This is a genomic window from Nocardia sp. NPDC050630 (genome assembly GCF_044457245.1).
Classification (GTDB): domain Bacteria; phylum Actinomycetota; class Actinomycetes; order Mycobacteriales; family Mycobacteriaceae; genus Nocardia.
The window spans coordinates 42707-64384 of the sequence record NZ_JBITGN010000029.1 but is presented as its reverse complement, the minus strand read 5'-3'; the positions used below and the strand labels follow the sequence as shown (position 1 = coordinate 64384).

The window sequence follows — 21678 nt, the reverse complement described above, 5'->3', positions numbered from 1 at the left end:
AAGGAGGACCTTCACGTCAAGATCAGCGCACCCCGATCATGATCGATCACCACTCGCCCGACTCCAAATCCACAGCGCGCCACCAACTTTGTGCCAGAGCCAGGGATCTTCGGGTAGGTGGACTGGGCTGGTCCGGTTGGGCAGACAGTAGTTCTCCGGGTGGGTGGCCAGGCCAAGGGCATCACTCCCTTGCCGGCGAGGGCTTCGGCGAGGCGGTGCGAATCACCTTGTGTCAGTGCGAGATGCGCGTGATAAAGGAGTCGATCCATCGCTGCGATGACCCAGGTCTCGGGCATGATCGTGTCGAATCCGGACAGATGAATTTTGCTGGTCACCGCAATGGAACGCCTCTCATACGCGGCATCGATCACGCGGTAGAACGTCTCGACAGCCTCCGGGCCAACGGGCAGCATCCCGATGTCGTCGCAGACGATCAGGTCTCCCATCAATGCCGCCAACTCGAGCGCGGGCCATCTTCGCGCGGATGCGCGACAGCCCCGGACGCGGAGGCTTCGGTCAGCCAACGGTGGGCGCCTTCGCCGAGCTCGAGGAACGCGATCTCCTAGACCGTCCGCAGGGCAGTTTCCGCACCCACGGCAGATCCCTGCCTGCATGATACGGGTAATGCTCATCGAGGATGCGCGGATTTCCGGGGTCGAGAGCCGATGGCGGGCGATCTCGGCAGCCGCAACGAGTTTCGCGCGATAATCACCAGTTCCTCCCCGGCAACCCGGCACCACACCCTTCTCACCTTGATGACCGTCGGGAGTCGAATACCGCACGACCCCATCGGATCGTCTGGTCGTCACCGACCAGGCGCTCCTCACCCAAAGCGATCGCATGCGGCGCGGTTTGCAACACATGCAGATGCGCCCGCTCGACCCCGAACCAGGTGATCGGCACGACTCACGTCCTTGAGCATCTCCACGGCGCGACGCTTGGCCTCTGGGCTCGAAATTTTCCAGTCATGATCATGAGGGCGGGCGCCGACCGCCCAGCGGACCTGACTCTGAATGCCTGCGCATGAGCAGAACCGGCTCCAGCTCACACAGCTAGCGAAGTCACGCCGCCCTTCCCCGCAGTCGAGGCGACCCGCCGGTCGAGGCTCGGGGCAGCCGGCCCTCAGATTCAATCCCCGACTTCGTGGACGACGGCCTCCGCGCGCACTTGCAGGACCGCCTGCAGGACCATCCGGGATACCGACATGTTCGACATGTGCCCGGACAGGGTGATCACCGCGTGCGCTGCGGCGCGGCGGCATTCCTGGACCAGATCGACGAACGCTGGTGGAAGCAAACCGCTTTCCGGCCGCGGTTCATAGAACACAGTACCCAGCTCGTAGCCGAGCGAGCGGGCGGCAGCCCGCAACGTGTCTTCACCCGAATCGTGGTCGCGATCACCGATCAAGTCATCGCGCAAGTACCCGTAAGCAAGAGGTAGTAGTGCAGTCATCATAGAAGCCAGTTCCGCATCGACCGACACCGCAGACAATCTCCCGCGGCAGCCGGATGGATATGTTCGCCGCAGACTCGCTCGCAAAGCCGAGCCCGGCACTGGTAACACCCGTATCCAGTTGATGACCGCGACCACAATGAGCGTCGTTGCCCGAGTCGGCTCCACGTCGTTGTGCACCGCAGGGGTCGCCATCGTCCTCGACGGGCATCAACCGCGCGGTGGAGCGCTCTCAATCGACCAGTTATGCCCGCCGACACCTCTTACCGTCGTCGCATAGGTGGACAACCCACATCAGCAAACAACGAATTTCATCCAGACCATTACCTACCTAGTCGAGGTAGCAGGCGAGATAGTGCAGAGCTTCCGGCGAGACCGGTACCACCTGGCGCAGCCAGGATCCCTTGGACACCACATGTATCCGACAGGCGGCCCAGTCGACACCAGCGGCACCGATGGCGAGCAACTCGCCCGCTCGGGCGCCACTGGAGACATAGCACAGCAACAGCGCACGGTCGCGGTCGCGGTCATCGCAGCGAACAGCTCATCCCGACAGCGCATATGGGATCGCCCGGGGCAGCGTGGCGGTGACGCGCTGCCGTTGTTTACGAGCCATGTCGAATGCGCTGTCCGCTTCCCTGGCATGTGACCCGCTCCAATGGAATGCCTCGGCCATCGCACTGATCTGAAACGGCTTCTCTGCCAACAACTAATCCCCTAACTGCCACAGATCGCCTCCGGCTCCCTGCGTCAGTTCCGACACGGAGAGAACCGACAGTTGCGGCGTATTCACACTGGTCGGTCGAATGCGTTCCCGCGGCGGACGGCGCCGGCACCTGCCTGGTCCGCCTTGCCGAGAGCAGTTGTGGCTGCGGCAGTGTTTTCGCCGATCCACGCCAAGCTTCGATGGCGATCGTCGAGCGCACGCGCATGGCGTTCACGGGCTCGGGATACGACGGCCTCGGCGTTCGCGGTGACCGCGGTCCCGCCGAACATGCCCCCGGTCACTTCGACCGAGCGCAAATGATTGCGCGCCACGTACACGTAGTCGGGCGCAGCCACGCAACAGCCGATCCAGATCCGCGTACATCCGCATCCCAACCTTTTGGAGCTCAGAGAACCCGGCAGACGTACTCATCAGCCCGAGACTCATATCCTCGTCGCGCACCAATCACCAGAGCGACCCAACCGTGTCAAATACATTGCCATACAATATCTTTAACAATAATTGAGCCGCCGCACCGTCAGTACCGGCATGATGCTGGTTTCTGGCAGCGGTGATCTTGTTGATGGGCGTTCGTGTAGCGCTCCAGGATCCCAGCCGCGCGCTCCGCGCCGCCGGTTCGGCCCGGGGCGGCGCATTGCGCCTGCCCGTTTGATGGATAGTCATGTTTTGATGTCGAGTGTATGGGCGATGGTCGGCCAGGACCGGGACAGCTCGTCGGCCCAGTACGGCCACGAGTGGGTGCCGGTGGAGCGCAGGTTCACCGTCGCGGGGATCTGCAGTCGCACCAGCCGGTCAGCGAGGGCCACCGCGCAGGCGTACGCGCCGGCTTCCAGTGGTCCGCCGACAGTGAGGGTGTCGGCGAGGTCGGTCTGGTCGGGGGTGTCGTGTTCGCCGGGGATGCCGCTGCCGCTGGATAGATAGATCGCGGTCCCGCGCAACGCTTCGGCATGAATCATGACGTCGTGGGCGAGCCAGTCCGGGTCCGTCGGGGGCCCGAACATATTGTCCGGATTGCCGCCGTAGGTTTCCACGATCGCGCGGGCCTGCGCCTGACCGGCGCCGGGAGCGACGGTGTAGCAGCCGCTGTGCGCTGCCACCGCCCGATACAGACCCGGGTTGCGGACCGTGAGCATCATCGCCGCCTCGCCACCCATCGACACCCCTTCGATCGCGTTGCGGCCATTGCCCTCGAACCGAGCGTCGATCAACGGGGGCAACTCGCGAGTGAGGAAGGTTTCCCACTTGTTGGTACCCAGGACGGGGTCGCGGCGCTGCCAGTCGGTGTAGAGGTTGGCCGGACCACCGGTAGCCAGCACGACGTTTACGTTCTTGTCGGCGAAGAACTCCACCGCATGCCCGTGCTCGGTCCAACTGCTTTCGCGCTCTGGGGCACCGCGCCCGTCGAGCAGGTACAGCGTCGGCCGTGGCCGGCTGCGATCGGCGGGCAGCAGTACCTGCACCTGCACCATCCGGTTCATCGTCGGAGACTGCACGAACACCCGCAGCCAACGGCCGGTGATCGGCTCGATCCTGGTGATGACCGCCTGTGTAACAAGTCCGTCGCTCTCGGCGGGAGCATGGTATCCGCCGGGCGGCCCGAGATCAGGACTCGACGTCGGCGGCTCGGCGCCAGCCACCCCGAACACCAGCAATGACACCCCCGCTACCGAGGCAACCCCGCTGGTCGCCTGCCACACCACGCGCTGCACAAGAAGCCGCACCCGCCGTTCGGCAGCATTACGTCGGCATTCGATTGATTCCTTCCATTTCCGCAACGTTCGGTCGTCAACCGCCAGTGCGGCGGGCCCTCCGAGATCGCAAGACACACTGCAATTGAACACGTCGCATCCGCAATTCCCACTATTGGGAGCAGTGAAAGCCAGACTACTTATCATATACCTACGCAATACGTAGGAATTGACAACCAGAGCAATGGTAAGTATTAAGCGGATACCGACTGGTCCATTTCGGCTAGCAGGTACTACCGTGCGCTGTAGGCGGGTGTGTGGTTACGATCGGTAGCGATAGTCTGAGCTAGCCTCATCCCGGCGTGGATAGGTTTTGTCCTCCACTCCTGCTGGGTGGCAAGCTGCAAACGTCCAGCCTGTCGCTACTAGAAAGGAAATCTATGAAGCCGAAACTTGCCGACATTGCGATTGCGCTCGGAGCCGCGATTTGTTTCGCGTTGGCTCTGCCTGCGGAGGTGCGCGCCGCGCCAGATCTGAGAGCCCATTGTGAGGTGTCGAGAAGTTGTCAGATAAAAGACATTACCATTGATGGCCCTTGGTTCATCGACATCGTTGTGGATAACGGGGAACCCAATACCCCGGGGGTGTTGTGGGCGGCTTATGATTCCCAAAACAAAGTCGTCTGCGGTGGAGTGGATAAATTGGACGAGAATGGCCATTTGGCAAAATCATTTCCATGCAATGCCAGCGGGGTGTCCCCATATGTGGCCGGTGGAGGTTTTGCCGCTGTCCACACTGCAGATTGGCATGTCGGCTACCATAGGTAGAAGGGGGGACCTCAGTCCAGTCTCGGATTTGCCGAGTGTTAGGGATTCGTGAGGTTTCGGATAGAAATCGAAAGCGGTCCGGGCGTGCTGTCACAATCGGTGACAGCATGTCCGGCACGAAGCATTAATTGCCCTTTCTTGGATGCCAACTGGGCCGCCGCAGCGGAACAGGATCTTGAGCACAGCCGGATCGGCAGCGTGTGAGCCGAAGACGCCTTCGAGGGTGGGATCGATGCTGGTAAGCAGGCCGCAGACGCTGTTGATGGTGCGTGTGGCTTCGCCCGCCAGGTCGTCTTCGAAACCGACCAGAACCCCGAGTTCGGTAAGGGCCTTCTACCCGCTGTAGGTGGGGTGCAGGGAGCACCGAGCCCGCGAAATGAGGGCGACGGCCATGGAAGGCGCTGAAGACCTGAAGGGGCGCCGAAGGACTCCCCAGCGCGCGGGGGTCCAGACCGTTCGGACAATGATGCGAGTTCGCGATCGGGAGACCAGGCGATAGGCCCAAATTGTCGACCACTTTAAAAGGCATAAGTAAGCACAGTCAGGATGGCATCGTGTTCATCAGTGTTCGGTTTCGGATGGCGTAGCAATGCTCAGCAAATGGTTCGGGAAACGTGTGGCCGAGCCAATGACCAGGAATGCCATCCCCGACTTCGCCCATCTAGGGGAGAAATTGATTCGGCAGACTTCAGAGAGCACAGAGTCGGCTGGCAAGACGTTCTCCGATGGGGACACGAAGGGCTCGGGTGAGCTCGGGCAGACTAGGCTTGGGGAAGCCAGCACAACACCCGAAACGCACGAGATCGTAGCTCGGCAAGAGGCGCCGCCTTCATCGCATCCAAACGGCAATGACGATCTGTTGGACCGCGGCGCGGCGCGGCGAGGAGAAGAAGGGACGCCTTTAGGTGAACAGAACGGCGCGTCTCCGTTCGCGTGGCATCCGGATGCGGCCGTACTCGATCGCGCCGTCACAGAATTTCCCTCGGTGTTCGATAAGCCGCGCACGCTTGCTGAACTCCGACAGGAACTGAGCCAGGACATGCGCTTCGACGACCTCATGGCGGTGCGCGGTTTCTCTCATCAGCAGTATGGGCTGAAGGTGCCCGATCTATCGGTTGAGAATCTCAATGGACTCAACCAGAACGTCTGGGACAACGCGAATCGGATCAACTTCCAATCGGACGTGTATCGGGCCTTTCGTACGGCGACCGAGCCGAACGCGATACCGGATCCCCAGGCTTACATGCGGCAACTTGCGGATATCGTGGCAGCGCGAGCGCCGGAGGTGCAATGGGCTTCTATTCAGGGTGTCGGAAACAGGGGCGGGGCCAGGATGCTCTATCCCGATAATTCGGACCGGGTGGTCCCTGAATTCGTTCATTTCTTCCAATTCGAGCGAGCCAATCCTAACCCAGATGTCGGCTATCGCGTCTACGTGAACGCACAAGCTAATGTTATACCCGATCTGACGCGCGGTCTGGTCCACGAGATCGTGGACCGTCCGGACAATTTTCCCGATATCCATAGCGCGAAAGTCGTCGGCGCACATTCGGTGCGATCGGACGCCATGGTCATCTACACGACCGACCTCGTCGGCGCTCACCGGGTCGTGGACTGGCTCCGCGAATATCAGACGCGAGAACCCCATGCGTTCCTGTGGAACACGCCACCCATGACGAAGCAAGTATTAGAGGGCGTCGGCATCGGTGCGGAACCAGTGATGCCGAATTCGAGCTTCGGCTCGGTTCGGGCTCAGGCAATCTACGACGCGCTGCGATCGACCAGCTACGAGGGCGGTGATTTCGCGATGTTCCACGAACGAGTTCTCGCCCGACTCGCGGATCTGGGCGTCGATCCCGAACACCCGCATTTCAACCGGGCTAATTGAGCTTATCGTAAGGACACTCTAGTGAACCACCCCGGTGAGTCTGGGGAGCAACCACCCGCCACCGTCCTCAGCGACTGTAAGGGAGTCCGGCATATGCTCACGATGGCCACCGATAGCCGTCTCGAAGGACAGACGAAAAGGTTGGGGAAGCACATCGACTACTTCACCGGCGAAGTCCAGCGCCAGCAGCAACCGCTGCTCTCCCGGAATTTTTCAAGCCGAATGAGACCGGTGGGTGTGTTATACCGCTTGTGTATCGGTCTCCTGGGTGGCGGGTCGGTTGATCCAGACGCTGTCGGGTAGGTCGAGGATCTTCGGTGCGGTGGTGGTGGCGAAGCGGTGTGGGTGCCTGGCGCGGGCGGTATCGAGTATGCCCAATCGGTGGTCGCCAACCGCCTGTTCAGACGATCGTTCTCCCGCTTGAGACGCGCGATTTCGGCCTGCTCGGCAGTCAGCTTCCCGACCCTCTCGCCCGGCTTCTTGCCCTTCGAGCACCCAGCGTCACGCTGCTTACGCCACTCGCTGATCAACGACGAATACAGGCCCTCGCGCCGCAGATACACCCCGTCCTCACCACGCTCGACCGCTTGCTCATAGGCCTGCAAATGCGCGATCTTGTCCGAAGCGCTGAACACGCGCCGCCGCTTCGGTTCGTCACCGCGCGCCACAGAACCCATCTGCCATTGTGGTCGGTGACCCTCGACGCCCTCGTGCTGGTCATGAAATATCGATCCCTATCTCGCCCCGCGTCAGGCCGATTTGCTGTGAACCAATGCACTCAACTCAGCCTCACACGCAGGGCCTCGATATGCGCGATCATCACGTGATGGCCCGCGCCACCCGCCGCAGCGATGACGGCGCCCAGCCATTCCGCCCCGGGCTACCAGACCCAGCCGGATACGCTGCAACCTCCAGCCACCGATAACCGGCTCTCACAACCGGTTGACCGATTCACGGGTCCCGTCAATCGCACTCCCGCTGCCGCGGCCACCCACTCACATGAGTGCAGTTGCCGTATTAATTCGGGCACAGAAGATCAACCCGTATTGACCGCCAACAATGCCTTCGAATAGACCCAGCATAAAGCCGATAAGAAACTGCACAGCAAATAGTAATCCTATACTGAGCGCGAAGAGTGCCAGTAGTATGGCCAAGTTTCGTAACGTTCTGCGATCAAACACCGATTTCTCCTCCTTACTGCAAACTCGCTCCCTTGCGGAAGAATGCAGAGTCGGACCCACTATTTTCCTGGCAAGTGCGCCGCCTGCAACAGATCTTCATGATCTATTTCTATGCAAACTGTAGTGGCCAGCTTGTGTCCTCAACCCAAGAGGCGGCGGCCGTTATCGTATTAGCCTTCTTATCGGAGAAAAGTTTCTTGCCCAGTTCGGAGGTGCCGTGCCACTCATTGGCTCCAGGGAATTCGAAGGCGGCAAAGGAGCGCCGGTCGCATAAGACTCAGTTTCTTGCACGGCTGCCACGTTCAGATTGACGTCGTGAAGGAGCCGCTAGTTAGTGGGATCTGCGATCAGCTTCTCCACGCTTTTGTAGGTGTTATTGGCTTGCTGTGCACCTATCCAGGCACGAATGCTTTTCGCATCATCTGGTGTAAGATGCGCTATCGCGTATGCCCCAGAATCGCCACCAGCCCGCTCCATTAGATCCTTCATGGCGTCGCGCTGGCCCGAGCCCAGAAATGCGGTATCATTATTCATATACGCATCGGCCCAATCTCTCTGGGCTGCGGAAAGATGAATGTCACCGTCCTGCGACTTGTCCCGGCGGTATCGGAACGCAGATGACCTCAGTGTCGCGATGTCGGCTGCCACTTCTTCGAATGACTGATTCGGATCGTTGTGCACTACCCGTCGTGCCGATGATTGAAGGCGCTGTGTCGCTGCCACCATCTGGGTGACACGGTCGTTGGACAGGGAATAATTTGCAGCATTTCCGAGGGTAATTCCCAAAGATTTATGGGTATTACCGATAACTCGTTCGTCTTCAAAACCGGCTCCTGCCAGAGCTCCACGCACGTCAGCTAGGGTTCCACCATTGTCGAGGACTGCCCGTGCAGCGGCGCCGGCGCCGAGATATGTATCTCTCCGTATGACATAGCAGCTTTCTTGGCCATTCGGGAGAATGTTATACGACTAGAATAGGATTGGCTGTAGCCTGCTGCCAATTCAGGATCAGTCCAGAAGTCGCCCTGCGCCTTCTCCTTCTTCTTCTTCATTCGTGATTGAGGATGCAACCAGCCCGGAGTGCCGGCTGCAATCCATTCGGGCAACGGCGAGTTGGCTATGGTGCTGAGCCCGCCAAGCATCGCCATCGCGCTCATCGTGTGATTGACGCCGACCTGTCCCATACCGAGCGCCCGACCACCTCCGCCGCCACTCCCACCTCGGGTACCGGCGTTCTGGGTGGCCAATGCCACCTGGTTGGCGACCCAGTCGTTGGCGCCGTCAAGACTGTGGCTCAAGTTCCGTAACTGGACGACAGCGATGATCTGCACGATTGTGGCCATGACGAGCACGGCCATGACCTGGCCCTTCGCCTGGCGGAATAGATCGCCGAGAATGAGCATATCGATACCCAGATAGCCGGTAAATACCGCCATGCGCCCTGCGGCGATGAAACTGTCCACGACATCGCGGATCAGCGCAGTTTGTGTCGGTCCGTAGATGAACCCACCGGCGGCGAATCCGAAGATGACCCGAATCCCGTGATAGACCGCTTCCATTGCGGCCTTGATCACCTTCAGGCCCAGATAGGCGGCGAACCCCAGGAGTACAACTCCGGCAAGTAGCAGAATCAGTCCCGTTGCGATTTGTCCCACGTTCGGATTGTCGGCCGCGGCATATGCGGCGGTGTCACCGCACGCTTTCATGCCGTTCTTGATCTGGTCGCCGTTGCCGGCGTTTGTGCCGGCCGTCCATATGGCCTGGCAAGCTGGCCGCTCATCGACGACGTGCCCGAAGTTCCACACCTGCAAGGGCTTTCGCACGAAGTTATCGGCCATCTCGGCCTGCAGGGTCTCGACCAGCACGCTCGGGTCAGGGCTATCGTCGCCGTTGAGCCCAGCAGCAACCGCTATACCAACATTGCGCCCTTGGGCCAGCAACCCATTCGACTACAGTACGTCACCGAGCGGGTCGGCCAGGAACAGAGCACCGAATATCGCCACCGCAAGCATGCTCACCACTTGCATGGCCGCCTTCGCGTAGAACCCGCGCGTCACGAAGTATGCAACGAAGAAGGCGCCAATGGTACCGGCAGTCACCAACATCAGTGACGTGGCGATCTGAGCGGTGAGATTGACAGCCACCTCGCGCAGTATCGAACCGAGCCAATTAAGCCACGCGAAGCTCAACACCCACCCGATGAACCAAATCGCCGACGTCTGGATGACATACCAGCCTGCATACAACAACAGTAATGGCGTCGACATGATGGTATTGCCGAGATGCATTACACCACCGGTGTTGGTGACAAAGGAGTACTTCGATAGTTGGACGCCCTGGGAGTCGTGGACGCCCATCCAACTAAGTCCGCTGCTGACCGAAGACACCTGCTCACCGGTGTCGGTCTGGGCCGTCGCCACCGCACCGATCACTATCGGGACAACTATCAGAACGACGAAGGCCAGCAGACCCCGCAGGGCCCACCGTCGTCGGCGGGTTGCTCGGCCCCACGCGCCGAACCGCCGGATTGTTGCGTCCAGCGACCGGTGGTCCGGATCGAGCCACCTATACAGCCAAGCGCGGTGTGTCTCTCGTCCTGCCGCCTCGGACACCGACAGATCAATTTCGGTCAGCCTGCGAAGCCCTGCAAGCAACGCTGCCCTGACTCCACAGCTCCGCCAGAGAATCAATGCGCAAGCCACGCCGACACGCAGCTGTCCGATATGTACCGCCACCCGCCGTTCCCGGCGCAACAGTTCGGTGGGATTACGCTCAACCCGCGATGTGGTCATAACGTGATCGGCAACCTGTAGTCGCGGATAAGGCTTTCCACCATCAGTGACAGCTGCCTCTTGGCCGCCGTCTCCAGACGCCTGATCGTCAGCTGGCTTCTGCTGTGCCGCAAATCCGATCTCATCGGAGATCCGACAAGAAGCCTCCCTACTAGCACGGGCTCCCTCGTCATTACCGCGATCAACGTTGCACCCCTTCTCTGCTGGTCCAAGGTGACAACGCAGCACTCGACTGCATCACCTGACTCCCGCCGGATTCGATCCCACAACAGAAGATTCGATCTTGTTCCGCGAGTACCGTGCTTCGAGGAAGAAGATTCGTATCCCAATACGAACATCGCCCGCCGACCCCGCACATCGGTAGACGTTAAGTAATACCGCCGCGGTCATGACCCGATCCAATGTAAGGACGCAGGTTCTGCGGGGCTGGCTGGAATTTCGCAATGTGTTCGGATGCGATGGCCACCTGGAAAAAATTGTGCCACGAACACGGGAGGGCGCGTGAGGTAGGTCAGGTGGCTGATCGTGGTGCCGTGCCAGTTATTCACCGCGGAAAGCGATTGGGGATGGCGCGCAATCATCCGGGAAGGTATCCCGCCTCAGCCGTCCGCGGGGTCATTTGCGGCCACTTCCCTCCTCGACAACTGATCAGGATCCAGTTTCCAGACAGGCCAACCTCGCCCTCGCTGCGGACGTGGACCAGTTCTTCGTCGAGAACCACAAGAACCCGGCGAGCATCCGAGTGGCCAGGATGCTCGTACAGGTGAATCACGCGCATAGGTAGCGGTTAGGTAGTGCCGTTACCGCAGCTCAGCGCCGTTTTTTTGCCACTCTCGGGAAGGGTCCAGCTACGGGCAAGCCGTTAGTCTCTGTGTCTATGACGGGAAGGAGACGCACCGATCCGCCCGTAGCGGCTAGCCATTTCGTCGGCCGCCACGCGGAGCAGGATCAAATCCTAAGTCTGCTGCTGGGGTCCGCGCGGTTGATCACGCTGACAGGGCTGGGCGGGATCGGCAAGACTCAGCTGGCCGCAGAGATCGTCCGCCGGTATCACAAGGCCGGATCGGTGCCGGCGTACTGGGTCCGACTCGCCCGATTGCCCAGAAGTAGCGACCATTCCATGGTGTTGGACGAGATCGCCCATTCGGTGGTCGTTGGGGATTTGTCGGCGACGTCAGCGTTCGATGCGGTAGTCGACGTGCTTTCACGCAGGGGCAAGACAGGACGACGCTCGCGAACAGTGCTGGTACTCGATAACTGCGAACATGTTATCGCCGGAGCCGGGAAAATCATCGCGGAGTTACTGTCCGCGGTGCCGAGCCTGACAATCTTGGCCACGAGTCGTCAAGCGTTCGGTTGCACAGAGGAGTATCTCGTCCGGATACCACCACTGTCAGCGGAAGATGCGCTGGCGCTGTTCGTACACCGCGCGGAGGCTCTCGGCCGGCCTGTCCGCAACGCTGATCAAATCTCCGCCGCGGCGGAGATTTGCCGCCACATGCAAAACACCCCACTGTTCATCCGACTGGCCGCCGCTCGATTGCTCCGGCGCCCCCTGGGCGCAATCGTCCGAGAACTGGACGGCAGGAACTCTCCCGACAAACGTATGGACTGGCTGTACAGTGGCGCCGCCGCGGACAGCCGACATCGCGGTATCGGCGACGCGATCGCTTGGTCCTACGATCTGTGCGGCGATAGGGAGCGCCTGTTGTTCGAGCGAATGTCGATCTTCTCCGTCGGTACGGTGCTGGGCTCCGCCGACGACGGTTTCGATGTTGGCGTGGAGCTCGAGGCCATCGAATCGGTGTGCTCAGATGAGCCCGATCGTGGCGAGTCCGCAGAGCCTGATGCGTCGGCACGACTGCTGCGCAGTGAGATTCAAGATCTGCTGCATCTGCTGGTCGATCGATCGCTGGTCTCGGTCCATATCCAAGACACCACCGTGCGCTATTCGCTTCTGGAGTGCCTGCATGTCTATGCCCGTCTACGCTGGGCTGAACGCAGCCCCGAAGCTGACGAGATCACGCGGTTGGCGAAGCGTCACCTGCGGTACTACCATGACACGCTCGAAGAGGTTGCGACGAATTGGGTTGGCCCACAGGAAGCGTCATCGTTTGCATGGACGCGGGCGGCATGGCCCAACATCTTGACCGCGATCCGATCCGGCCTCGCAATGCCCGGTGCATCTACCGTCGTGTTGGAGATGTGTGTTGCGTTGCATTCGCTTCCGATCCCGTCGGTGATGAGTTCACTTCGGGAGCTCCGTTTGTGGACAGAGCGAGCGCTGGCAGCTGACAACCTTTTCACCTTCGAACAGACCACATTGCAGGTCACGGCCACCGCGCTCCTGGCTGCGGATGCTGTTCAGCAGGGCATACGCGATGATGCCGAACGGTTCCTCGATGCATGCTTCGCCGCCTGCCACCTGGGGCCGGACGATCGGCAGACCACTGCCGAAGTCGATGCCCCCCTCCCCCCTGCGGTCGAATTCGCATGGGGGCTCGAGCTGTGGCTCAGCCGAAAGGACGTCCGGGCGGTCACCGTCCTGGCCCGCGCTCACGAAAAGTATCTGCGCGAACGGAAGTTCGGATTCGCCACACAATGCGACGTGTCGGCTGCTGGTGCCGCCGCTGCACTGCTCGGCGCCTCACCTCGTGCCGACGAAACCATCCGGCAGCTTGCTGATCGTGCTCGCACCTCCGGGTCACAGTGGACGATGATGTGGGCCGACGTTGCCGCTGCGCTCGCTTCGGTCGAGCGCGGCGATGGGTCTGCAGCAATGGATTTGCTCGAGAAGGAGCCGGCACATCGCCTGTCGATCGGCAATCAGGTAGGGATGATAGCCCTGCTACGCGTGTGGGCGCTGGCCCAGTGCATTACCGCCACACCCACGGACAGCGATCGCGCCGAGCTCGCCGGAGTGGCCACCCAGATCGCTTACGTGGTCGGTGGCATCCACGCGTTGCGTGACGAGCTTGGATTAGGAATGCAAGCCTTGACGGACTTTGCTGACCGAACCGCGCATGCAATCGGGCTCGCCCGAGGATTACTGGGGGATAAGGCGTTCGAGGTTGCGTTCGATCGAGGTTCTCAAATAGATGCCGACTTCCAGGCTGCCTGGCAACTCGTAGGAGGTGCCCCGGACACCAGTGGACAGCAGGCCAGCGCGGATGCACCCTATGACGACGCGCCGTGGAGCCAGCTGTCGAGGTCGGAACAACACGTTGCACTGCTGGCAGCTGCGGGGTTGACCAATACAGCGATCGCCACCCGCCGAGGAACGTCTATGCGTACGGTCGACGCTCAATTGGCTGCGGTCTTCCAGAAGCTCATGGTCGGGTCTCGCCATGACATCGTGGATTTCATACCACACCAACGTATGGACGAGGTCGAAACAGAAGCCATGCGCTGGATTCGGAGTCGAGAACGGCGCCAGGCAGACCTGCGGTCTGACCAGCCGTGAGTAGCGCCTCGGTGGACGCACCCAACGATTACTACCTAGCAGCTACTGATGCGCACATCAGCAAGTCCTGTCAGGCTGATGGTCGTCGACGTCGCATGAGAGGCCCGAAGTGAGATGTCATATTCGCCCACATGCCTACACCGACTCCCCCAATCATCTGAGGGGTGCCGGGGCCATAGGTTGACACCTGTATGCCGGGTGGTCTTGTTGTGCCAGGGCGCTCCGGTCGACACCGCTCTCAAATATCGGCTTTCAGTGCTGTCATTGTCGCCGGCGGGCCGACGACGGCATTCGCAGCCATGGACACCTTGCCTCCTCGACGACGATCGCTTGTCCAGATAACCTGCGGGTGCGTGCCGTCTTGATATTCAAGCAATATTCACCGCATTGCATGCGTCGATATTTCCAGGTTTGCAAGGCAGGTAAACCAAGCAACTAATAAGCCAGAATTCGAACCAGTGTCAGATTTTCGAATACTTACAGTACGTAAGTTGCGTCCGATAAGGCATGGAACTGCAGGCAAAGAGAGCCAGCCACGCCTATTGAATATTAACCTCCAGCAAACTGTGCACGCGGCTAAGTAGTTCGCATTCGAGGCCTCGACCGTTTCGCGCAAAGGTGCTTCTTTGCATGGATTCGGATAGGTCAGACAATGGCGACTTCGAGACAGATAGCTTGCGCCCAAGAATCGCCCTAATATGGTCATATCTGTTACAGTAATATTGTACTGTCGTAGCGCGCATGAGACTGCTGAAGGAGAATGAGTCGTTAGTTTCCGACATATCATCACCACCTCTCAGGCCGCGGGCCGGTATACCGACGTGCAATGACCGGCGCCTGAGAGGCTGGAGACTGTGTGAACGAGCACCAAAAGCGAGTGTAAGTTGTGGCTCTGCTAATCGCAAAGAATCGGTGGCGCTAATGCTTGGCGGGGATTTCGTCGGTCGGCAGCATGAATTGGACAGAACCCGGACACTGCCGCTATGTTCAGCTCACCTGATCACGCTTGTCAACCGAGGCGGAATCGGGAAGACTCGGCTTGTTGCGGAAGCGCTCACCGTATATCGCAAGACTCATCGCGTGCCCATTTTCTGGCGTTGGCCGGCCGGAGTGGCAAAGAGCTCTCACAAGAGCGCGATCGAAGTTGCGCTGCCGGAGTCGATTGCCGACGGAGATTTTTTTGATCGCCCGACGCGGAACTGTCTGATCAACACCTCGAGACGCACGCGTGGGATCGGCACGCAACTGCAGGCGATCTTGGTAATGGACAACTGTCAGCACATCCTTCACGGGACCGGTCGTATCGTCTCCCAATCGCTCGAATCAGTCTCCGGATTGACAATGAGCTGGATCAGCCTGCTCCAGGACATGCCAGCCGACACGGAACGTCTGCTCGACGAATGCGTAGGTCTCCGCCTTCCGAATCGAGTCTTGAGGGCAGACTGGAGAAAGACTCCCGAATCCGATTTCAGGTTTCCCGCTCCCGCCGAATTCGCCTGGGGTGTCGAACTCATGCTGATCCACCGCGACGTACGCGCGGTAAGCGTACTCAGGCGGGCTCAAGACAACTTCGCCACCCGTCGCGATTTCAGTAGCGCAGCAATGAGTGAGCTGTTCGAGGCCTTGGCCTCAGGGTTCTACGGAACACCTGGGGAAGCGCTCGATATCACCGAACGTCATCACGCCAATGCCAGCCGATCCGGAGCTAGCTGGGCACAGTCGTGGCCAGAACTGGCTTGGACTATTGCGCTGACCACGAACGGCGATACCCGGCAGGCCTTGGACGCGGTGCATTCAGCACTGATGAAGCAGATAGCGATGGCTGACCGATGGGGACCCGTGTGGGCCATACACATCCGCACGTGGGTACTCGCACGGATCGTCGAGTCCGGCTTGGTTGACCAGGGACGAATCGACGACGTGTCGGCGTGGGCAGTGGAGGTTGCTCGGCTCATCGGCCGCGCGACCACTTTGCGACAGAGGCCGGGGGTGACCATCACGAACCTGGGCCCGTTCGCCACCGACAGCGACCAAGCCGCAGCAGCGGACCGGAAAGTTCTGGGTGACAAGTCATTCGATGTCGCCGAGAAAGAAAGAAGAATGCTACGGCCGGAATTCGGAGAAGTCGCAGGCTTGGCGACCGGGACGCTGTCGGTGGGGAAGCTGCCTGTCGACCATCTGGTGCTACAGCACGCCCCTTCCACCGGGGACACGTTGTCGAGTGCAGAGAAGGAGGTGGCTCACCTTGTAGCGGCCGGCTGGACGAACTCCTCGATCACAGTGCGGCGCGGACGCTCGTTTCGTACGTTCGACGCCCAAGCGGCGTCGATTTTTCAAAGGCTATCGATCAATAGGCGCTCGGACATTGCCGCCTTGGTGCCGACGAGCCTTCAGAGCCGGCTCGTCCAGGAGCCCGACACACGGCCGGAATCACTTCATTCGAGAACCCGTCGCTAATGATGACTGCGATCCGCTATCGGTACCTGATCAGTAAGCCGCCGATCGGAAACATCAATTGCTGTCGCTATGATCCTGGCGGCCCGATGGCGGGCGCTTCATGGCTATAGAAATCCCGCACGAAGTTGCATTGTTCCTTAATATTGTTGGTGTCCCCTACCCGGACATAAACGAGGATCACGTCCGCGAGCTCGCCCATCACGTGCGCACCTTCGCCTCCGCCGTAGCCGATACATACGAGTCGGCAACCACCACAATCAAAGATATGAACTCCGTATATTCGGGGTATTCATATGAGCAATTGGTCGCTGCCTGGGGCAGGATGTCGGTCACCCATATGTCCGCACTCGACCGCGCGTGTGGAATGGTGGCGTTCGCGTTGGATGCAGCAGCCGAGATCATCGAAATCGTGAAAGTCGCGGTATTGGCCGAACTTGCCGCGCTGGCGGCATCCTACGCGACCCTCATCGCGACATCGATTGCCACTGGCGGAATAACGGCAGCACTGGAGGCGGCTATCTCTGCCGCTGCTCGAAAATTGTGTGATGCCTTAGAACAGACGCTGATGTCGTACTTCCTGTCGGAGGTGGTCGGCAAGGCTATCGAACCCTTCGAACGCACCATCGACGACATGATTCACGGTGTCGCCTATGACATCGTCAGCCACGCCCTCGGAGTACCGTCGTCGGCTGATTCAGCGATCCTGCCGCTCCATATCGAACCGGACGAGGTGCGACGGCATGCAGAGATTCTGCAAACGTACGCTGACGACGTCTTGCAGCATGCCACGGCGTTCGCCGACAAGGTCTCGCTGCTCGACTTCGCCACGTCGAGTGCGACATGGGCTGAGGATGACAACGCTGGCGGTGCAACATCGAAGAATACTCTCGTGGAGGCCCACGCCATGCAGCGGTCGTTCGACACGTTCTCCGATTCAGACTGGCGAACGGAAGCTCCGGCAGACCGCACTGCAGCCCCGTTCACGCCCGCTGCGACAAGGGCCGACGCCAGCGATCGCTTTCCACAACATTCCCTCGACCACGAGCGGCCGTCCGCGGAAACCGCAGCAGGAAAAGCGTCCAGTCATGGAAGCATCGGTCAGCTTGCAAACAGTCTTGGAACGGCCCACACCCACACCCCGACGGCCACCGGTGAACACTCATTCAGCCCGAATGTGCCCGCACACGCGACGGCTAGTCGAATCACCGATACGGAAGAACATCCGACGACAGGTGCCCACCCGGATGACTCGAAGCGGCAACCGGCCACCCTCTCCTTCGACAACTCTGGGCACACTGCCGGACCTCATCCCCCTGCCACGGCGACGGACGACGGGAGACACCCTGAGCCGCGCAACAACACCATCGATACCTATCATCATGAGTTCTCGTCCGACCCGATGCGCTTGTTGCCGTCTCCCGAGACATATTCGGTCCAGCAAGAATCGAAGCAACTCGATCCGGCCGAGCGCGGATCGGCTTCCCCAGCGCAGCAACAGAATACCGGCAACCCGTGGTCGCGCTCCCAGCGGCAACGATCACAAAATACAAAGGCGCCGAAAACAACGCCGACCAAAACCGATCGGATCGGAACTCCGGTACGAAAGCCAACCGACAGACCGCTGACGACTCCGTGGACGAATACCCCTACACAACCCGACGTTCCAGCCGAAGTCTTCGCACCAAACACGATGCAGCCGCTACCCCGACGATTGAAGGAGAACACCTCGACTCGGCCTGAACGATCCAAACAGCGCGATGACAACGACGCCAAAAGCCTGGCACCAGGTTCCGTGCCGCCCCCGGGGGACGGAACCGTATTCGCCCCCCGAGCCGACCTGCCAGACCAACACCATCGGCCGTTGTAGCGCTCCACGAGACGCGAAGCGCCCGGTCGTCACTCACCGGATCGCACGGGCAAACAGAATGGTTCGCGCACGATGCCATCGTTGCAGCTGTATCGGATCGGTCAGAGGGGCGCCGAGTCGTTCCTCAACGGCTTTACCCATCAACGCGGTACCAAGTAGCGCCAGGACGATCTGCAGCGCCATCCATTCCGCGTCGACGTCCGGCGCCGTGAGTTCGGAGTCGACGAGATTGGCCCACGCCCGATGCGCCGAGTCAACCATCCAATTGAAGATCCGGATCGCCTGCTGGTCGGTATCGGCCACACCGCGGGCGATAAAGCGCATCACATCCGAGTGATCGCGCACAAACGTGGTCGCCGCCTCAGCAAGTTCGCGCTGCGCATCGATCGGGTCGTTCGTCAGCAGCAATCGGCCGTACTCGGCTTCCATGAGGCTCAGGACATGATCGCCAATGGCAGCGTGTAGTCGGTCCTTGGTGCCGAAGTGGTGCTGAACCGCCCCGATCGAGATGCCGGCGCGATCAGCAATGTCTCGAAGAGAAGTCGCCTCAACGCCACGGTCGGCGAACAACTCGATCGCGGCCTCCCGGATGCGCGCTGAAACTGTCAGATCCTTCCAGGAGTACCTCTCGTGCGACCTCATCCGACCTCTCCGTGCTTATGAACCACCACCGACGAACCGCACCGGCCCATCAACGATGCCTTGAGATTGAGACCTTGCACCTAAAGTAACAGGGGCCAGATCCCCACCTTCGCCCACAGCCGCCCGAACCGGGTCGGGAACGGCCGACCAGGCAGTGGAGAAGAGTCTGCAGAAACGAATCATCAGGCAGCACCACAGCGCCGTCCACACACCGCACGCATACGACTCGGCATCGCCGCCATCAGCCGGGCGTTGGACCCGGATCGCAGACAGTCCGACGCTCCGCCCAAGCCTCCACAGCCGAGAATGCCTACGTCAACCTGATATATGGCCGGTCTGACAGGTTGAGTTTGGCCCACCTTGAGTTGGTGAGCGTTGGGGGTCATACATGATTGCTGTTTGTGGCGGAGGTCCGTGTTGGACTCGACGACATAATCGAGCTGGCCAAGCTGTTGGCGGTTCATCGATGAGCTGGTTGGCGGGAGATATAAGCCCAAGACGCGGCCGGGCAAAATGAATACCTGTACCCGACGGCGCAGACCGCCGACGATTTGAACGCGATCGTGCGCAACCAGCTTCATCCAGGGCACGTTGTCGATCGTGTTCGCCGTACTGGTACTGATCGTGGCGTCGTCGGCGCGGAGGTTGCCCTGAATACATTGCGCAGCAGCATGTCACTGCGCCGGGCGTCGTGGTTGACGCATCGGCGCCAACAGCAGCCACGCAAATCGCAGTCGATTCCGACGAAATTCGCTGGGCCCGACGAGTCGAGGGCGCACAGGTCGCGGCCGAACCCATGGAGTCCCGCCCCCAATGCCTTCGTCGGGAAGTGAACCGATGTCCCCGCTTGCCGGTGCGCGGCAGAGCCGTCGCCACGGGTTGGGTGATCACATCTCGCCACCGCTCATCCGAACTGCACCGGGTGAGAACGTGTCGAGTCAAAAGGTCCTATGTGTCTGCGGTGCGCCCGGACCGAAGTCATGGGGTCAGGTCACCTGCGTACCTATGTAATGAACTCGGCTGCTTACATAGCAGTACCCGATGCCGACACCTTCCCTATCTGGGAATTCTGAACCGACATGCAGACAAGTCGCATGGGAACGGTCAGGGCGGCTGGAGGTGTGATGATTCCGTGGGCAACGGTGGAGATGTTGGCCCCGGGGGTCGTTTCGGTGGCTTCGGTTGGGGATGCGTCGCGTAGTTTCGCCAGTTGCGATCGTGTTGTGCAGCGATTGCTGGCGAAGAGTCCGGCGCTCTATGATGCTCTCACGACCCGCGATATCACCGGGATGATCCGCTTGGTGAACCTTCGGAACGAGGACATGGATCTGACCATCCCGACCGGAGCCGGGCCGCACAAACTGATGCTGCGACGGGTGCTCGGTCCGGCCGGCGATGTGCACGCGGTGCGACTGTGGCTCGGTCCCGCCGCGGCGCCGATTCCCCCGCTACGCCCGGCGGTTGGTCTGATCTGGGAACTCGATACGCAGCTGATCCGCCAGCCCATCGGCCTTCGGCGGCTAAGCGGTGTCGAGGTCGAAGAGTATGTGCCGCGACGTTCCATTGCTGAACTGTTCCATCGGATTTCGAAGTTCGATCGACATGTGGAGGTGCTCGATCTGCTCTATGGTCCGGTGCCGGGTCAAAAGCTCCAGTTCGACGTGGTAGTGACCAGTGGGTCCACACGACAAGGCCAATGGCGGATCACCATGCGGGCTCGCGATGACGAACGAACCCGCGGCGCCTGGTGGTTGATCGAAGACACGACCTCGGACACCATGCCCCCGCTGGCACCGACTCTCGAACACGTCGGGCTGCGCGAAGCTCACCGCCGTGCCGGGACTTATCTGGCTATCGTGCAACTCGAGCACGCCACCATCTCCCATTGGCTCACCGAACCTGCCCCATGGGTCCGGTGGGATTACCTGTTCCGGCCGGTCGATGTGTTCTATCCCGGTGATCGTGCTCGATTGGTCGACCTCGGCGGCAGGCTCGCATCCGGCGGTGCGGCGGAAGTTACCGTACGCACGTTGAACTACCGCGGCGAATACACACCGACATCATTGTTGCTCTATCCGTATCCCGGATATTCGGTACGCCGGCTCACCATCGCCCAACTCGTCCACCTCGGCGACGAACTCACGATTGCGCAACTAAGCGAACCCGTTGGCTACGATAAACAACTGAGGCGCTGCCGGTCCAACTGAATGGAAATAACCCGGCTCAATGAATGCATTCAGGATTGTACGAACAATTATCGACAACCGATCTCGGTTGTGGCGGCATTCGGGCATGCCCCGCTTTCGCGCATGAGCGTGCCGCGACCGCACCTATCCCCTCATCTCGTTTTCGATCGCTAGCAGCAAGAATTCAGCCCCATAGTGCAATTGGTAAACGCGTCGATGGAGCGTATCAATGCCATCGGACTACGCTGCGCTATCGCGACCGAACACGGAACCGGCCTAGTTCCTCGCGCCGTTATCGTGCGCTCCCGCGCGGTAGGCACAGCGAGACCGGTTGCACGGGCCGATTCACAAGGAGTTGAAGCGCCTGAAACGAGGCGAGCAGACCGAGGCCGTGATCACACGAATTACAAGCGTTGGAAGAACACCGGAAGGTGTTGGCGAACCCGCGCCGATTCCCCACAATCAAAGGTATGGCGACTTTTGCATTGGGCCTACGTCACTCCTGCCG

General features: G+C 60.4%; 17 protein-coding genes and 1 pseudogene. 6 read left to right on the top strand and 12 right to left on the bottom strand.

The window, feature by feature from the left end:
- Positions 1-11: 11 nt before the first annotated feature.
- The 7 genes from ACIBG0_RS38435 to ACIBG0_RS38405 all read right to left on the bottom strand — a co-directional run bounded on the left by ACIBG0_RS38435 (position 12) and on the right by ACIBG0_RS38405 (position 3879).
- Positions 12-446, bottom strand: coding sequence for an ATP-binding protein (locus tag ACIBG0_RS38435; RefSeq protein WP_397039949.1), 435 nt, complete (start codon positions 444-446; stop codon positions 12-14).
- Between the two features lie 301 nt (positions 447-747).
- Positions 748-903, bottom strand: coding sequence for a hypothetical protein (locus tag ACIBG0_RS38430; RefSeq protein ID WP_397039947.1), 156 nt, complete (start codon positions 901-903; stop codon positions 748-750).
- A 225-nt stretch (positions 904-1128) separates the two neighbouring features.
- A complete protein-coding gene (locus tag ACIBG0_RS38425) occupies positions 1129-1455 on the bottom strand; it encodes a hypothetical protein (protein ID WP_397039944.1) in 327 nt (108 codons plus the stop codon).
- Between the two features lie 328 nt (positions 1456-1783).
- A complete protein-coding gene (locus ACIBG0_RS38420; RefSeq protein WP_397039942.1) occupies positions 1784-1957 on the bottom strand; it encodes a hypothetical protein in 174 nt (57 codons plus the stop codon).
- Between the two features lie 39 nt (positions 1958-1996).
- Positions 1997-2158, bottom strand: coding sequence for a hypothetical protein (locus ACIBG0_RS38415; protein WP_397039941.1), 162 nt, complete (start codon positions 2156-2158; stop codon positions 1997-1999).
- Between the two features lie 83 nt (positions 2159-2241).
- The gene (locus ACIBG0_RS38410) at positions 2242-2490 is read right to left on the bottom strand and encodes a DUF2563 family protein (protein WP_397039953.1); all 249 of its coding nucleotides are present in this window, start codon (positions 2488-2490) and stop codon (positions 2242-2244) included.
- Between the two features lie 348 nt (positions 2491-2838).
- The gene (locus ACIBG0_RS38405) at positions 2839-3879 is read right to left on the bottom strand and encodes an alpha/beta hydrolase (protein WP_397039951.1); all 1041 of its coding nucleotides are present in this window, start codon (positions 3877-3879) and stop codon (positions 2839-2841) included.
- A 428-nt stretch (positions 3880-4307) separates the two neighbouring features.
- On the opposite strand from ACIBG0_RS38405, the gene ACIBG0_RS38400 reads away from it, so the two are divergent.
- Positions 4308-4694, top strand: a complete 387-nt coding sequence (locus tag ACIBG0_RS38400) for a hypothetical protein (RefSeq protein WP_397039939.1) — start codon at positions 4308-4310, stop codon at positions 4692-4694.
- A gap of 135 nt (positions 4695-4829) precedes the next feature.
- Here the strand turns inward: ACIBG0_RS38400 and ACIBG0_RS38395 are convergent.
- Positions 4830-5027 (bottom strand): annotated as a pseudogene (locus ACIBG0_RS38395) (IS110 family transposase); the annotation flags it as partial.
- Positions 5028-5283: 256 nt separating this feature from the next.
- On the opposite strand from ACIBG0_RS38395, the gene ACIBG0_RS38390 reads away from it, so the two are divergent.
- The gene (locus ACIBG0_RS38390) at positions 5284-6582 is read left to right on the top strand and encodes a T3SS effector HopA1 family protein (RefSeq protein WP_397039937.1); all 1299 of its coding nucleotides are present in this window, start codon (positions 5284-5286) and stop codon (positions 6580-6582) included.
- Positions 6583-8090: 1508 nt separating this feature from the next.
- Here ACIBG0_RS38390 and ACIBG0_RS38385 read toward each other — a convergent pair.
- From ACIBG0_RS38385 to ACIBG0_RS38375, 3 genes are all read right to left on the bottom strand, one after another.
- Positions 8091-8615: a hypothetical protein gene (locus ACIBG0_RS38385; protein WP_397039935.1), complete on the bottom strand. Its 525-nt coding sequence runs from the start codon at positions 8613-8615 to the stop codon at positions 8091-8093.
- Between the two features lie 5 nt (positions 8616-8620).
- Entirely contained in the window at positions 8621-9628 is a 1008-nt protein-coding gene (locus tag ACIBG0_RS38380; RefSeq protein WP_397039934.1) for a hypothetical protein, read from the bottom strand.
- An 84-nt stretch (positions 9629-9712) separates the two neighbouring features.
- Positions 9713-10195, bottom strand: a complete 483-nt coding sequence (locus tag ACIBG0_RS38375) for a hypothetical protein (RefSeq protein WP_397039932.1) — start codon at positions 10193-10195, stop codon at positions 9713-9715.
- Positions 10196-11432: 1237 nt separating this feature from the next.
- On the opposite strand from ACIBG0_RS38375, the gene ACIBG0_RS38370 reads away from it, so the two are divergent.
- The 3 genes from ACIBG0_RS38370 (at position 11433) to ACIBG0_RS38360 (ending at position 18342) form a co-directional block, all read left to right on the top strand.
- Positions 11433-14018, top strand: coding sequence for a LuxR C-terminal-related transcriptional regulator (locus tag ACIBG0_RS38370; protein ID WP_397039930.1), 2586 nt, complete (start codon positions 11433-11435; stop codon positions 14016-14018).
- A gap of 1080 nt (positions 14019-15098) precedes the next feature.
- Positions 15099-16475: a hypothetical protein gene (locus ACIBG0_RS38365; protein WP_397039927.1), complete on the top strand. Its 1377-nt coding sequence runs from the start codon at positions 15099-15101 to the stop codon at positions 16473-16475.
- A gap of 100 nt (positions 16476-16575) precedes the next feature.
- Entirely contained in the window at positions 16576-18342 is a 1767-nt protein-coding gene (locus tag ACIBG0_RS38360) for a hypothetical protein (protein ID WP_397039926.1), read from the top strand.
- A 33-nt stretch (positions 18343-18375) separates the two neighbouring features.
- Here the strand turns inward: ACIBG0_RS38360 and ACIBG0_RS38355 are convergent, their stop codons facing one another.
- Positions 18376-18984, bottom strand: coding sequence for a TetR/AcrR family transcriptional regulator (locus ACIBG0_RS38355; RefSeq protein ID WP_397039924.1), 609 nt, complete (start codon positions 18982-18984; stop codon positions 18376-18378).
- A gap of 1079 nt (positions 18985-20063) precedes the next feature.
- On the opposite strand from ACIBG0_RS38355, the gene ACIBG0_RS38350 reads away from it, so the two are divergent.
- Positions 20064-21191 (top strand): GAF domain-containing protein, encoded by a 1128-nt coding sequence (locus ACIBG0_RS38350; RefSeq protein ID WP_397039922.1) that lies wholly within the window; start codon positions 20064-20066, stop codon positions 21189-21191.
- Positions 21192-21678 lie beyond the last annotated feature (487 nt).

Coding starts and splice junctions, on each gene's coding strand:
- ACIBG0_RS38435 (WP_397039949.1), bottom strand. CDS start 446: ATGGGAGACCTGATCGTCTGCGACGACATCGGGATGCTGCCCGTTGGC.
- ACIBG0_RS38370 (WP_397039930.1), top strand. CDS start 11,433: ATGACGGGAAGGAGACGCACCGATCCGCCCGTAGCGGCTAGCCATTTC.
- ACIBG0_RS38350 (WP_397039922.1), top strand. CDS start 20,064: ATGCAGACAAGTCGCATGGGAACGGTCAGGGCGGCTGGAGGTGTGATG.
- ACIBG0_RS38400 (WP_397039939.1), top strand. CDS start 4,308: ATGAAGCCGAAACTTGCCGACATTGCGATTGCGCTCGGAGCCGCGATT.
- ACIBG0_RS38355 (WP_397039924.1), bottom strand. CDS start 18,984: ATGAGGTCGCACGAGAGGTACTCCTGGAAGGATCTGACAGTTTCAGCG.
- ACIBG0_RS38425 (WP_397039944.1), bottom strand. CDS start 1,455: ATGATGACTGCACTACTACCTCTTGCTTACGGGTACTTGCGCGATGAC.
- ACIBG0_RS38390 (WP_397039937.1), top strand. CDS start 5,284: ATGCTCAGCAAATGGTTCGGGAAACGTGTGGCCGAGCCAATGACCAGG.
- ACIBG0_RS38360 (WP_397039926.1), top strand. CDS start 16,576: ATGGCTATAGAAATCCCGCACGAAGTTGCATTGTTCCTTAATATTGTT.